General features: G+C 58.3%; 13 protein-coding genes. 11 read left to right on the plus strand and 2 right to left on the minus strand.

Going from position 1 to position 12,644, the window contains the following annotated elements:
• Window positions 1–30: 30 nt before the first annotated feature.
• The 6 genes from ACFWW2_RS06205 to ACFWW2_RS06230 all read left to right on the plus strand — a co-directional run bounded on the left by ACFWW2_RS06205 (window position 31) and on the right by ACFWW2_RS06230 (window position 6,014).
• Complete coding sequence (locus tag ACFWW2_RS06205; RefSeq protein ID WP_393926975.1) at window positions 31–1,305, plus strand: MFS transporter; 1,275 nt, start codon at window positions 31–33, stop codon at window positions 1,303–1,305.
• Entirely contained in the window at window positions 1,298–2,044 is a 747-nt protein-coding gene (locus tag ACFWW2_RS06210) for an alpha/beta fold hydrolase (RefSeq protein WP_393926976.1), read from the plus strand. Before ACFWW2_RS06205 ends, ACFWW2_RS06210 begins: the two co-directional genes overlap by 8 nt.
• Window positions 2,045–2,122: 78 nt before the next feature.
• Window positions 2,123–3,472 (plus strand): MFS transporter, encoded by a 1,350-nt coding sequence (locus tag ACFWW2_RS06215; RefSeq protein ID WP_393926977.1) that lies wholly within the window; start codon window positions 2,123–2,125, stop codon window positions 3,470–3,472.
• On the plus strand, window positions 3,465–4,322 hold the full coding sequence (locus tag ACFWW2_RS06220) for an alpha/beta hydrolase (protein ID WP_393926978.1): 858 nt from the start codon (window positions 3,465–3,467) through the stop codon (window positions 4,320–4,322). The genes ACFWW2_RS06215 and ACFWW2_RS06220 overlap by 8 nt, the downstream gene beginning before the upstream one ends.
• A 93-nt stretch (window positions 4,323–4,415) precedes the next feature.
• On the plus strand, window positions 4,416–5,132 hold the full coding sequence (locus tag ACFWW2_RS06225) for an alpha/beta fold hydrolase (protein ID WP_393926979.1): 717 nt from the start codon (window positions 4,416–4,418) through the stop codon (window positions 5,130–5,132).
• Between the two features lie 177 nt (window positions 5,133–5,309).
• Window positions 5,310–6,014 carry a glyoxalase superfamily protein gene (locus ACFWW2_RS06230; protein WP_393926980.1) on the plus strand — a complete coding sequence of 235 codons (705 nt, stop codon included), beginning with the start codon at window positions 5,310–5,312 and terminating at the stop codon, window positions 6,012–6,014.
• Window positions 6,015–6,046: 32 nt separating this feature from the next.
• Here the strand turns inward: ACFWW2_RS06230 and phaZ are convergent, their stop codons facing one another.
• Complete coding sequence (phaZ, locus tag ACFWW2_RS06235; RefSeq protein ID WP_393926981.1) at window positions 6,047–7,318, minus strand: polyhydroxyalkanoate depolymerase; 1,272 nt, start codon at window positions 7,316–7,318, stop codon at window positions 6,047–6,049.
• 70 nt (window positions 7,319–7,388) lie between these two features.
• Here phaZ and ACFWW2_RS06240 point away from each other — a divergent pair, with 70 nt between their 5' ends.
• From ACFWW2_RS06240 to phaR, 4 genes are all read left to right on the plus strand, one after another.
• Window positions 7,389–9,185 carry a PHA/PHB synthase family protein gene (locus ACFWW2_RS06240; RefSeq protein WP_393926982.1) on the plus strand — a complete coding sequence of 599 codons (1,797 nt, stop codon included), beginning with the start codon at window positions 7,389–7,391 and terminating at the stop codon, window positions 9,183–9,185.
• A gap of 146 nt (window positions 9,186–9,331) precedes the next feature.
• Window positions 9,332–9,781: a phasin family protein gene (locus ACFWW2_RS06245; protein ID WP_393927004.1), complete on the plus strand. Its 450-nt coding sequence runs from the start codon at window positions 9,332–9,334 to the stop codon at window positions 9,779–9,781.
• A 102-nt stretch (window positions 9,782–9,883) separates the two neighbouring features.
• Window positions 9,884–10,615 (plus strand): class I SAM-dependent methyltransferase, encoded by a 732-nt coding sequence (locus ACFWW2_RS06250; protein WP_393926983.1) that lies wholly within the window; start codon window positions 9,884–9,886, stop codon window positions 10,613–10,615.
• A gap of 75 nt (window positions 10,616–10,690) precedes the next feature.
• Window positions 10,691–11,227, plus strand: a complete 537-nt coding sequence (gene phaR, locus ACFWW2_RS06255) for a polyhydroxyalkanoate synthesis repressor PhaR (protein WP_393926984.1) — start codon at window positions 10,691–10,693, stop codon at window positions 11,225–11,227.
• A 63-nt stretch (window positions 11,228–11,290) separates the two neighbouring features.
• Here phaR and ACFWW2_RS06260 read toward each other — a convergent pair whose 3' ends face one another.
• The gene (locus ACFWW2_RS06260) at window positions 11,291–11,521 is read right to left on the minus strand and encodes an N-(5'-phosphoribosyl)anthranilate isomerase (protein WP_393926985.1); all 231 of its coding nucleotides are present in this window, start codon (window positions 11,519–11,521) and stop codon (window positions 11,291–11,293) included.
• A gap of 100 nt (window positions 11,522–11,621) precedes the next feature.
• Here ACFWW2_RS06260 and ACFWW2_RS06265 point away from each other — a divergent pair, with 100 nt between their 5' ends.
• Entirely contained in the window at window positions 11,622–12,581 is a 960-nt protein-coding gene (locus ACFWW2_RS06265; RefSeq protein WP_393926986.1) for a LysR family transcriptional regulator, read from the plus strand.
• Window positions 12,582–12,644 lie beyond the last annotated feature (63 nt).

Here is a 12,644-nt window from a genome sequence, read left to right on the forward strand (position 1 = left end):
CTAGATAGTGATCGCAGAAGGAGACGACAGATGGCCGCCACCACAACCGAACAGATCTTCGACATCGTGACCGATGATACGGGTGCGGACCCTGATCTGCCGCACCCCGCGCAAGAGGCCGAGCCGGGCAGTTTTCTGCGCCATGTTGCGTCGCTGAGTGCCAGCAAGATTGCCGATGGTCTGATTGACCCCAAACTGGTGTTGAGCTGGTTGTTGACCCATCTGGGCGCCGGGGCGTTCTGGACCGGCTTGCTGGTCCCGGTCCGCGAGGCCGGTGCGTTGCTGCCGCAGCTTTTCACCACGCCGTTCATCACCCGCGCCCGCATCCGCAAATGGTTCTGGGCGGGGGGTGCGTTTGTGCAGGGGATCAGTGCCGCCGGTATCGCCATCGCTGCCCTGACGCTGGAAGGCTGGCTGGCCGGGGCGGTGATTGTTGGTCTGCTAGCGGTGCTGGCGCTGGCCCGGTCGGTCTGTTCGGCCAGCTACAAGGATATTCTGGGCAAGACCGTGGGCAAATCCCGCCGGGGCACCGCCACCGGCTTTGCCAGTTCTGCCGCGGCGCTGGGTGTCATCGTGTTTGCGATTGTGCTGATGTCGGGCATCGGCGACCGTTACGTGCTGGTCGAAGGGGCGATCCTGTTGGCCGCCGGTTTATGGGTGCTGGCGGCACTGGTGTTTGCCACCATGGACGAGGCCCCGTCGGACGAGAACGCCGCCGCCAACGGGCTGGCACAGTTTTCGCTGTTGCGCGACCGCCCGCAACTGGCCCGGTTCATCATCGTGCGGTCATTGCTGGTGGGCACAGCACTGGCCCCGCCTTATCTGGTGATGCTGCAGCCTGACGGGGCGTTCGGCCAGTTGGGTGCACTGGTGCTGGCGTCGGCAGTTGCATCGTTGTTGTCGTCCTATGTCTGGGGCCGCTTGTCGGACCGGTCATCGCGCCGGGTGCTGCAATTGGCGGGCCTTGCCGGTGGTGCGGTTCTGGCCGCGATGGTGGTGCTGGCGCTGACCGGGATTGCCACGGTCACGGGTGTGATTCCTGTCGTGCTGTTTGGTCTGATGATCGCCTATCACGGGGTCCGGCAGGGGAGGTCCACCCATCTGGTCGATATGGCGGGGCCTGAGGATCGTGCCAGTTACACCGCGCTGTCGAATACCATTGTGGGGTTGGTTCTGCTGGTGGCCGGTGCCGGGTTTGCCGCGATTGCGGCGTTTAGCGTGCCGCTGGTGATTGGCCTTTTCGCGGCCATGTGTTTTGGTGCCGCCATCATTGCGACAGGACTGGACGAGGTGCAGCATGGCTGAGACTTTCACGACCCCGCAGGGCAGGCGGATTGCCTATCATCTGACTGCGGGTGATGGCCCGGCGGTGGTGTTCCTTGGCGGGTTCAAGTCTGACATGCAGGGCACCAAGGCGGTGTATCTGGAGGACTGGGCGCGCGCGCAGGGCCGTGCGTTTCTGCGGTTCGATTATTCGGGCCATGGCGAAAGCAGTGAGACGTTTACTGATGGCAGCATTGGTGACTGGTTCGAGGATGCTAGTGCCGCCTTGGGTCTGATTGAAGGGCCGGTGGTATTGGTGGGGTCTTCCATGGGCGGTTGGATATCGCTGCTGGTGGCGCGGGCCATGCCGGACCGGGTGGCAGGGCTGGTCACCATCGCGGCTGCCCCGGATTTCACCGAGGTCAGCATGTGGGCGGGGTTTTCGGAGGCCCAGAAGGCGGAGCTGGACAGCGCAGGCCAGGTCGCGCTGCCGTCGGAATATGGTGAGCCTTACGTTATCACCAAGCGCCTGATCGAAGAGGGGCGCGACCGGCTGGTGCTGCGCGATCCGCTGCCTTTGCCGTTTCCGGTCCGGTTCCTGCAGGGCACGGCGGATGCGGATGTGGATATGGCGGTGGCCTTGCGCCTGATGGACCATGCCGAGGGCCCCGATATGCGCCTGACGCTGGTGGATGGGGCCGATCACAGGTTTTCCGACGACACCTGTCTGGACTTGATTGCCGCCTCTGTCACGGAGGTTCTGGACCGGGCGATGGGTTGAAACCCATCTTACGCAACGTCGCTGTTTCGCCATGGGTCCCTGATTGCCTAACCTGCGCCGAGCCGCAGGAGAACGAGTATGGCGTTATCAGTAGGGCAGAAGGCAGGCTGGGGTCTGGCCGATATGGGTGTCAATGTCTTTGTTGTGGTCAAGCAACTGCTGGTCTTTACCTATCTGACCACCTTTCTGGGCGTGCCGCCATCGGTTGCCGGGTTTGTGACCTTTGCCGTTCTGGCGTTTGACGTGGTGACTGATCCGCTCGTTGGCTACCTTTCGGACCGCACCAACAGCCGCTGGGGCCGTCGCGCCCCATGGATTGCGGTGGGCGCGATTGTTCTGGCCCTTGGCATCGTGGGTATGTTTGCGGTGCCCATGGGGATGAGTTGGCAGTTCAATGCGATCTGGGTGGTGGCGTTCTTTGGTGTCGCCACGGTCGGGTTCACGTTTGTGGCCATTCCCTATGGTGCCATGGCCGGTGAGATGACCCAGGAGCCGCATGAACGTTCCACGATGATGGCGTTTCGCATGACCTTTGCCTCACTGGGTTTGCTGACGGCTGGTGCGCTTGTTCCCGCGATGGCGGGCGATACGCGCGAAGGGTATCTGCGTGCCGTCTTACTGGTCGCCCCGGTGGTGGTGCTGACAATCTGGGGGATGCTGCTGGCCACCCGCAACACGCCGCGTATCCCATCGGCTGCATCTGGCAGCTTCATGGAGATCGTGCGGCTTGTGATGCGCAATCGCGCATTTGTTGTATTGGTGGTGCTTTACGGTGTTCTGACGCTGGGGGTGGCGTTGATCGCGGCTGGATTGCAACTGGCGGCCCTGTATCTGATGCAGGATGACGGGCGCAGCATGTTGTCAGGGCTTGCTGGCGCTTTGGGGGTTTTTTCGACGCTGTTTGCGATGTTCATTGTGGGCTCTGTCATCAGCCAGTTCATTTGGGTGCGGTTGAGTGCGTGGTTGGGCAAGACTTGGGCGCTTAATCTGGGCATGGGGTTGTATATTCTGGTGTTGGTTCTGATCTGGACAAGCCTGCCCGCCACAGGCGTCACCACCATGGCCCTGCTGTTTCTATGTGCAGGTTTTACCAACGGTGCCTATCAGCAAATCCCGTGGGCCATGTATCCCGACCTGATGGATGTGACCCGCGCCGAAAGCGGCGAAGCGATTGAGGGTGCGTTCAGCGCGGTCTGGCTTTTTGGTCAGAAGGTGGCCAATGCCATTGCCCCGCTGGTACTGGGCCTGATCCTGTCGGCGGCCGGCTGGCAGTCATCCGACAGCGGTGTTGTGCAACAGACCCAAAGCGCGCTGGATGCGCTGAAGACGGCGTTGACATTGGTGCCCTCGGGCATCTTCATGGTGTCAATTATCGGGTTGATCGCGATCTATCGGCCCGTCAGCAGGCATGTGGCGTCCCATGGTTGATATTGAAGACATCGAAACCTGGCTGGCTGACCGGGAAGCCATCGTGCCCAACCTGCGCGAAGGGTGCAAAAAACGTGTGATCTGGGTGGACAAGCCGGGGGTCAAAACGCCTGTTTCGCTGCTTTATATTCATGGGTTTTCCGCCTCACCGGAAGAACTGCGCCCGCTGCCTGATCTGGTGGCCAAGGATTTGGGCGCCAATATCCATTTCACCCGTTTGACGGGTCACGGGCAGGATAGTGCCGCGATGGCGACGGCGACCTATGAAGATTGGCGTGCGGATGTCGCCGAAGCGGTAGAGATTGCGCAGAGCATCGGCGATGAGATCGTGCTCATGGGCTGTTCGACGGGCTGCACGCTGGCCACATTGGCGTTGGCGGACGGTGTTCCGGCAAAGGCGGCGATCTATATCTCGCCCAATTTCGGTTTGCGGAACCGGCTTGCGCAGGTGGTGCTGGATGCGCCAGCGGTCAAACACTGGGGCAAATACGTGGCCGGGCGGACCCGTCGGTTTGAGCCGATTAACGACAGGCACACCGCTTATTGGACCACAAGTTACCCGACCGAGGCCGTGCATCCGATGGGTCAGGCTGTGCGCGCGGTGCGCAAGGCCGATTTGTCAAAGGTCGCAACCCCAGCATTTTTCTGCCTGAATGACGCCGACACGGTTGTGCATCCCAGTGACACCCGCAAGGTCGCCGCACGCTGGACGGGGACAGTGACCATGGATGTCATCACGCCTGGTCCGGGCGATGATCCGGACGGGCATGTGATGGCGGGGGATGTGTTCAGCCCAAACCAGACAGAGCCGCTGGCCCGGCGGATATCTGCTTGGTTACAGGGGCTCTAGCAGTGCCGCACCCTTGCGGTGGTCCCGCCTGCCGGGCAAACTGACCGCAAAACAAAGGCTGAGGATTGCGCATTATGCACGGGCAGGCAGCGAATGCCGAGTGAAACGCTGGTGATGATCCCGCCGCTGATGTGTGACGCCCGGATTTTCAGCCACCAGATCAGGGAATTGTCCAAGGAACATGCGGTCATGATCGCGCCTGCCACCCGTGGCGAGCGGATGGAGGAGATTGCCAGCCAGATCCTGACTTGGGCCCCATCGAAATTTGCACTGGCGGGCGCAGGCCTGGGCGGCATGGTCGCGATGGAGGTGATCCGCCGCGCTTCTGACCGGGTGACCCGGATCGCGTTGATCGACACCAGCGCGCAGGCCGACACGCCCGAGATTGCTGCCGCCCGCGAGGCGCAGATCATTGCCGCCCGGTCGGGTCGGATGGATGATGTTCTGCAGCATGAGATGAATTCGACCTGGATGGCCCCGAACACCGACAAGGCGGCGATGATCCAGTTGCTGAAGGAAATGGGGCATGGGTTGGGGGCCGAGGTTTATGTGCGGCAAGCCCGCGCCTTGCAACGCCGCAAGGATCAGCAAGCCACATTGCGCAAGATCAAGCAGCCCGCCGTGGTGCTGTGCGGTCGCTTCAATGGTCAGTTTCCACTGAAGCGGCAGGAATTCATGGCCGAGATGATCCCCTATGGTCATCTCGAGGTGATCGAGCAGGGCGGTTATCTGACAACCGCCGAAGCCCCTGAAGCCGTCACCGATGCCTTGCGCCGTTGGATGAAGATGCCACTGATGTTGCGACCTTGACCGCAGACGGGGATGTCGTTACGTAAATCGCAGGCCAAGGTCGCCTGCCGCGCGCGCCCACACCCCGGGTTTGGTGAAGACCTGATAATCCATCATGATCTGCTTTGAACGGGACAAGCCCGTCAGCAATGCGCGCACTGGTGTTTTATGGTTTGTCCGATGATCAAGGAGATCAAGATGAACGCTTTACGCGACCCAAAGGCGATGGCGAAGGCCCTGCGCAACGATGTGGCAGCACATGGGCTGAAGCTGAGCCATAGCCAATGTCTGGAAATTGTGGCCCATCAGTTGGGACATGCTGATTGGAATACGGCCGCTGCAACCTTTGCCGATGATGGTTTTGGCCCGCTGCAATTGCCTATGGGGTGGCAGGTGGCCGGGTCAAATGCCACCGATTACCGAATTGGCATGGATCCGGATACGCCCGGCACCCCGGTCACCATTCAATCGCTCGACCATCGGGGGCCGCATACAGGGTTTGCGACATTGGTGCAGATGGTGGATGCGGCCGGTTTTCGCGGTAACCGGTTGCAATTGTCTGTTGATCTGTCCTGCGCCCATGTGACGGGGGCCACGACGATCTGGATGCGGATTGATGACGCTGTGGGGCGGAGCATCCGCTTTGACAACATGGAAAAACGGCGGTCGGACGGTGTGTTGCAGGGCACGCAGGACTGGACGAAACGGCATATCGTGCTGGATGTGCCGGAGGATGCGGACACCTTGCATTACGGTTTCTATCTGCGCGGCGAAGGTCAGTGTTGGTCGCGCGGCTTTGATCTGCGCGAGGTCGATGACAGCGTGCCGGTGACGTCGGATGCAAGAGAGGTTCTTGACCAGCCAATGAACCTGAACTTTGCCGAACAATCGGTCATGGCCTGATCAGGGCCATAAGGGGCGGTGTTGTGCCGCCCTTATTTGAGTTTGACGACCTTGGCTGATTTGCGCTTTGGGCCATCCGAATTTGCATCGATGAATTCCAGAACCAGTGGCCGGATGTTGTTCCGCCAGCTACCGCCTGCGAAGATGCCGTAGTGACCTGCGCCCGGTTCGAGATGTGCCGCCTTTTTGTCGTCCGGCAGCCCGGTCAGCAAACCAAGTGCGGCGAGGCATTGACCGGGGGCGGAGATGTCATCTTCTTCCCCTTCGACGATCTTGACCGCGACGGTCGTGATCTTGCTGAAGTCGACCTTGTGCCCGTCAACGATGAATTCATTGCGCGCGATCTCGCGACCTTTGAAGATCCGTTCGACCGTGGACAGATAGAATTCTGACGTCATGTCCATAACGGCGAGGTATTCATCGTAGAAATTGTTGTGCCGGTCATGTTCAGACGCTTCGCCCTTGGCGACGCGAATGATCTCATCCCGGAAGGAATTGGCGTGGGTTTCGGCGTTCATGGAAATGAACGAGGCCAGCTGCAACAGGCCCGGATAGACCATGCGCCCGACGCCTGCGTATTTGAAGCCGACCCGCTGGATCATGGTTTCTTCCAACTGGCCCATGGTGACAGTGCGGCCGAAATCGGTCACTTCGGTATGGTTCGCCTCTGGGTCCACGGGGCCGCCGATCAGTGTCAGCGATTTGGGCTGCGCGTCGGGGTCCTGCTCGGCCAGATATGCGGTCGCGGCAAGGGTCAGCGGAACCGGTTGGCAAACGGCGATGACATGGATGTCAGAGCCAAGCTCGCGCATGAAATCGACTAGGTAGAGTGTGTAGTCCTCGATATCGAACTTGCCTGCGCTTACGGGTATGTCGCGCGCATTGTGCCAGTCTGTGATGTAGACGTCGCAATCAGGCAGCAGACTGATGACTGTCTTGCGGAGGAGTGTCGCATAGTGACCGGACATCGGGGCCACCAACAGAACGCGACGCGTCCGGTCAGGTCGGCTGCCAACACGAAAGCGGACAAGATCGCCAAAGGGTCGTTCAACAACTGTTTCGGTGGTCACGACCATGTCGGTCCCGTCATGGCTGGTCTGGACCGGGATGTTCCAGTCAGGCTTGACCACCATCCGTGCAAAGCTGCGTTCGGTCACCTCGCCCCAGGCTTTCAACCAATCCATGGCGGGGTTGGCCCCCCAGGACATGGCAGGATAGGAAGCGAAAGCGCGTGCGGTTGCCCCCAACCACTGATTTGTATTACGCGCGCTTTCCATCAGGTCGTAGGTCATCATATACTTCATCACACGGGTCTCCGAACTGGGGCGCGCAGACAGAATGCTGCGACTGCAGCATACGCATAGGAAGGTTAACATGACAACTAACGATTTGGCGGATGACGTAACTTCCGCACACAATGTTGCAAAACTGGAAGCCAACCTTGCCCGTGTCGAAGAATTAACCCAACGTTTGTTGACCGCATTGGGTCAGGCGCGCCCGATTGCGCCGCCGCTGCAAGGGCCGAGTCATGACCTCTATGTGAAGGCCGCGACCGCCTATATGACTGAAATGGTGAACAATCCGGCCAAGCTGATCGAACATCAGCTTGAGTTCTGGGGGAAGTCGGTCAAGCATTATGTCGAGGCGCAGCACCTGCTGGCGCAGGGCAAGCTGGAACCGCCAACGGATGAAACCCCCAAGGATCGCCGATTTGCCCACGAGTTGTGGGACACCAACCCGTATTTCAATTTCATCAAGCAACAATACCTGATGAACGCCGCCGCAGTGCAGCAGGCGGTCGAGGATATCGAAGACCTTGATTCTGAGGAAAAGAAGCGGCTGCGCTATTTCAGCCAGCAACTGGTCGACATGATGAGCCCGACCAATTTCCTGCCGACCAATCCAGAGGCGCTGGCGCTGGCGGCTGAGACTGATGGTGAAAGCCTTGTGGCCGGGCTGGAAAACCTTGTTGCCGATCTGGAGGCCAATGACGGCGATCTGGTGGTCACGTTGGCTGACAAGAAGGCGTTCAAGCTGGGCGAAAATCTGGCCACGACACCGGGGTCGGTTGTGTTCCGCAACCATATGTTTGAGTTGATCCAGTATGCGCCCACGACCGAAAAGGTCTACTCCACTCCGCTGATCATCTTTCCGCCCTGGATCAACAAGTTCTATATTCTTGATCTGAAGCCGCAAAACAGCCTGATCAAATGGGCGGTAGAGCAGGGGTACACTGTATTCATCGTCTCATGGGTGAACCCCGATGCGGGGTATCGCGATACATCGATGAGCGATTACATCGAGGACGGCTATCTGATTGCGATTGATGAGGTCAAAAAGATCTGCGGCGTCAAAAAGGTGAATGCCGTGGGCTACTGCATCGCGGGTACCACCCTGTCCCTCACGCTGTCGCTGATGAAGCAACGAAAGGATACGTCGGTAAACGCGGCCACGTTCTTTACTACGCTCACGGATTTTTCGGACCGGGGTGAAGTGGGTGTTTTCCTGCAGGATGATTTTGTCGATGGGATTGAAGCTGAGGTGACCGAGAATGGCATCCTCGATTCATTCTTCATGTCGCGCACGTTTTCCTATCTGCGGGCAAACGATCTGATTTATGGGCCCGCGATCAAAAGCTACATGATGGGCAAGGCACCGCCTGCCTTTGACTTGCTGTACTGGAACGGGGACGGCACGAACCTGCCCGCCTGCATGGCAATCGAATATCTGCGGGGCCTGTGTCAGGACGACAAATTCGCCACCGACGGGTTCGAGGTTTGCGGGACGACCGTACATATCAAGGATGTGACTGTGCCGCTTTGCGCCATCGCCTGCGAGACCGATCACATCGCCGCGTGGAAAAGCAGTTACACAGGTGTTCAAAAGATGGGGGCGAAAGACAAAACGTTTATCCTGTCTGAGTCTGGCCATATTGCGGGCATCGTGAATCCGCCGAGCAAAAAGAAGTACGGTCACTATACCAACCCTGAAATGGGCCTGACGGTCGATGACTGGTATGATGCGGCCGAAAAACACGAAGGGTCCTGGTGGCCGCGCTGGGACGCGTGGCTGTCACAAAAGTCAGGTAAAAAAGTACCGGCACGAGAGCCGGGCGACGCCGATCACCCGGTTCTGGCACCCGCGCCGGGCACCTATGTGGTGACTAACTAGCCGTTTCCGCTTAATAAATTTGCGGCTGCAGAAAAAAATGCTGCAGCGCAGAAAAAATACTTGAAATGCTGCGCTGCAGCATGCATATTGGTGTCACAAGATAACCGCGGAGGGGGCTCCGCACCGACATGAAAGAGACTGAGAAAATGGCTAAGACACAAGACTTCACCGCGATCTTCAAAGACATGATGGGCGCATTCCCTGTCGACACAAAGGCAATGGAAGAGCAGTTCAAGAACCAGACAACTCTCGCCGAGAAAATGTCTGGTGTTGCAATCGACGCTGCTGGCAAATCTGCTGAGCTGTCCGCAAAGTGGACACAGGACACACTGGCCAAAGTTGAAGCCATGTCCAAAGCAAAGGCAGAGCCTGCTGACTACGCAAAAGCAATGACTGACTTCGCTTCTGCACAGGCTGAATCCGCTGCCGAGCACATGTCTGCTTTCGCTGAAATCGCGAAAAAAGTGCAGACACAGACCATGGAACTGGTTCTGGCCGCTGGCAAGGACATGTCTGAGGACATGACTGCTGCCGCAAAGAAAGCCACCAACGAAGTGACTGCTGCTGCCAAGAAGGCAACTGCTGCTGCAAAGTAATCTGACTTCAAATCGCCCTTGCCTCCCTAGGGTTTGATTTCAAGAGACGGTCCGCATCGCGGGCCGTCTTTTGTTTTGATGGCGTTATGGCAATATCCGTCCATGACTGACCTGCATTACACAAACCCTGATCTCGTGGCGCTTTATGATACCTTCAATGGTTGGAGCGTTGATCGCGATTTCTATGCCGGACTGCCCGGTAAAACACCGATACGCATTCTTGAGGTTGGGTGCGGCACGGGGCTGATCGCACGGGCGCTGGCCCTACAGGGGCATCATGTCACGGGTTTGGATCCAGCGCAGCCAATGTTGGACTTCGCCGCGCAGGCGTCGGGTGGCGACAAGGTGCAATGGGTTTGCGGGGTGTTGGTGGATTACGATGCGGCCCCATTTGATCTGATCTTCATGACCGGGCATGCGTTTCAATGCATGCTGACAAACGAGGAGATCAGCGCTTTCTTCGTCGCCGCAAAACGGCTGCTGAACGAGGATGGTCGTCTTGTTTTTGAAACGCGTAATCCTGCGGCACGAGGTTGGGAAAACTGGGTGCCAGAGAAGACGACCCGGACCCTTGCGATGCCGGATGGCGATCACGTGACAGAGTGGCACGTCCTTGTTGAGGTCGATCAGGACATTGTCGCCTTTCAATCGATTTATCAGTTTGCCAACCATCGCTTGGTGTCGGATAGCGTGCTCCGTTTCGCCGACGAGGATACTATCAGGCGGCTGGCGCAGGATGTAGGGTTTGTGGTTCGTTCAGTCTTCGGCGACTGGGATTGTGGACCGCTGACTGATGAAAGCCCGGAAATCATCATGACGATGACCGCAGATTGATCACGAAACGCTTTCTTTTTGCGCAGACGCGGCATAGGCTTCTCTGCACTGCAATATGTCTTGGGAGGGACGATCATGGCCGAGGCAAATAAACCGCTGCTGATCAAGCGATACGCGAGCCGGCGTCTCTATAATACCGAGACCAGCGATTACGTGACACTGGAAGATATCGCTGCGTTCATCCGTGAGGGTCGCGAAGTGCAGATTGTCGATCTGAAATCCGGTGATGATCTGACACGGCAGTATCTGTTGCAGATTATCGCAGAGCATGAAAGCCGGGGCGAAAATGTGTTGCCTGTTGATGTGCTGACCGATCTGGTGCGCAGCTATACCAGCCAGGCCGCATCCGTGGTGCCGCAGTTCCTGCAGGCCAGTTTCGAGATGCTGCGTGATGGGCAATCGAAGGCCATGGAGAACATGACCAAGGCCAATCCCATGGCGGCCATGCCGGGTTTCGAGGCGATGCGCGCGCAGCAGGAAGCGTTTTTCAAGGCGATGACCGGGGGCATAATACCTGGTGCCGGATCGCCGGAGAAACAGGGTGATGATCTTAATGAGATCAAGGACCAGTTGGCAGCCTTGCAGGAAAAGTTGTCAAAGATGGGGAAGTAGGCGCGAAGGAATTTCTGGAAATTCCTTCTGACAGATCAAATTTCCAGAAATTTGATCGCTGCTTTACATGATCACCTCGATGGGCCCCGGATCGCAGACAATGACAAAGTAATGTTGCGTGCGGATCAGCCGGAAGCCACGGCGCTGTACCTCGGTCACGAAGGCAGAGATACCAACCTCGCGATCCACATCGACCACCTGTCGCCGGATGACCCCGCCCGTTTCCACCGCTCGGCAATGGAAGATTTGGGAGAGCCAGTCCCGCCCCTTTGGTTTGAAACGTTCCAACTGCATGCGCCAAAGTGGTGCGGTCGTTGTTAAGATGGCATTAACAGTGACCTGCATTGCAGCAGGCCATCTTTCCACCTAGTTTGCCGGGTGAAGGAATTGCACCATGGCAACATCAGGTAAGATCACCCTTTGGGGTATATCGGTTTTTGTGGCGACGGCGGAAGAGGCATCGATTTCGGCGGCGGCCCGCCGTTTGGGCACGTCTGCCGCTACCGTCAGCCAGCAGATCACCAATCTGGAAGGGGCCATTGGCACCACGTTGTTAAACCGGGGCGAACGGCCCGTGACCCTGACCCCGGCGGGTGAGATGTTTCTGCGCCGCGCCAACACGATCCTGAACGAGGCGGATCAGGCCAAGGCTGAACTGGCTATGGTGGACCTCAGCCGTTTGACCCGGTTGCGCCTTGGCATGATCGAGGATTTTGATGCCGACGTGACCCCGGGCCTTTTGCGCGCGATGAGTGCGGAGTTGAAGAACTGCCAGTTCCTGTTGGAAACCGGCGCCTCGCATCGGCTGTTCGATCTGCTGGATACACGGGCGCTCGATGTGATTGCGGCTGCAGATATGGGGCAGGCCATGTCAGGGATGGAGGTTCATCCGCTCCTTGAAGAACCTTTTGTGCTGGCTGCCCCAAAAGGTATGATGGGCGAGGGAGACTTGAACCGCAAACTGCACCGGATGCAGTTGATCCAATACACGACCCGCCATCATATGGGCCGGACGATTGCTGCCCATTTGGCCCGACAGAACCTGCGCCTGACCCACCGGTTCGAATTGGACAGTTATCATGCCATCATGGCGATGGTGGCGGACGGGGCGGGCTGGACAATCCTGACCCCGCTGGGCTGGCTGCGTGCGGGGCGTTTCCGCGATGCCGTTGATCTGATGCCGCTGCCGTTTCCGCCGCTGAGCCGGACCATTTCACTGACCGCGCGCCAGGATATTCTGGGTGATTTGCCTGCGACAATTGCCGCCCGGATCAAGCCGCTCCTGCAGGATATGATCGTAAACCCGGCGCTGCAGCAATACCCCTGGCTGAAAGATCAGCTGCGCTTACTTTAAAGCGAAATCCCAAAAATCTGAATCAGATTTTTGATTTCAAGACAGATGCAACTGTTGCTCCTG

Source organism: Yoonia sp. R2-816, from assembly GCF_046762905.1.
GTDB lineage: Bacteria > Pseudomonadota > Alphaproteobacteria > Rhodobacterales > Rhodobacteraceae > Yoonia.

What these genes read in the sequence shown, in the direction of transcription:
- ACFWW2_RS06265 (WP_393926986.1), top strand. Translation starts at nt 11,622, where the DNA reads ATGGCAACATCAGGTAAGATCACCCTTTGGGGTATATCGGTTTTTGTG.
- phaR (WP_393926984.1), top strand. Translation starts at nt 10,691, where the DNA reads ATGGCCGAGGCAAATAAACCGCTGCTGATCAAGCGATACGCGAGCCGG.
- ACFWW2_RS06225 (WP_393926979.1), top strand. Translation starts at nt 4,416, where the DNA reads ATGCCGAGTGAAACGCTGGTGATGATCCCGCCGCTGATGTGTGACGCC.
- ACFWW2_RS06205 (WP_393926975.1), top strand. Translation starts at nt 31, where the DNA reads ATGGCCGCCACCACAACCGAACAGATCTTCGACATCGTGACCGATGAT.
- ACFWW2_RS06210 (WP_393926976.1), top strand. Translation starts at nt 1,298, where the DNA reads ATGGCTGAGACTTTCACGACCCCGCAGGGCAGGCGGATTGCCTATCAT.
- ACFWW2_RS06240 (WP_393926982.1), top strand. Translation starts at nt 7,389, where the DNA reads ATGACAACTAACGATTTGGCGGATGACGTAACTTCCGCACACAATGTT.
- ACFWW2_RS06260 (WP_393926985.1), bottom strand. Translation starts at nt 11,521, where the DNA reads ATGCAGTTGGAACGTTTCAAACCAAAGGGGCGGGACTGGCTCTCCCAA.
- ACFWW2_RS06230 (WP_393926980.1), top strand. Translation starts at nt 5,310, where the DNA reads ATGAACGCTTTACGCGACCCAAAGGCGATGGCGAAGGCCCTGCGCAAC.
- phaZ (WP_393926981.1), bottom strand. Translation starts at nt 7,318, where the DNA reads ATGAAGTATATGATGACCTACGACCTGATGGAAAGCGCGCGTAATACA.
- ACFWW2_RS06215 (WP_393926977.1), top strand. Translation starts at nt 2,123, where the DNA reads ATGGCGTTATCAGTAGGGCAGAAGGCAGGCTGGGGTCTGGCCGATATG.
- ACFWW2_RS06245 (WP_393927004.1), top strand. Translation starts at nt 9,332, where the DNA reads ATGGCTAAGACACAAGACTTCACCGCGATCTTCAAAGACATGATGGGC.
- ACFWW2_RS06250 (WP_393926983.1), top strand. Translation starts at nt 9,884, where the DNA reads ATGACTGACCTGCATTACACAAACCCTGATCTCGTGGCGCTTTATGAT.
- ACFWW2_RS06220 (WP_393926978.1), top strand. Translation starts at nt 3,465, where the DNA reads ATGGTTGATATTGAAGACATCGAAACCTGGCTGGCTGACCGGGAAGCC.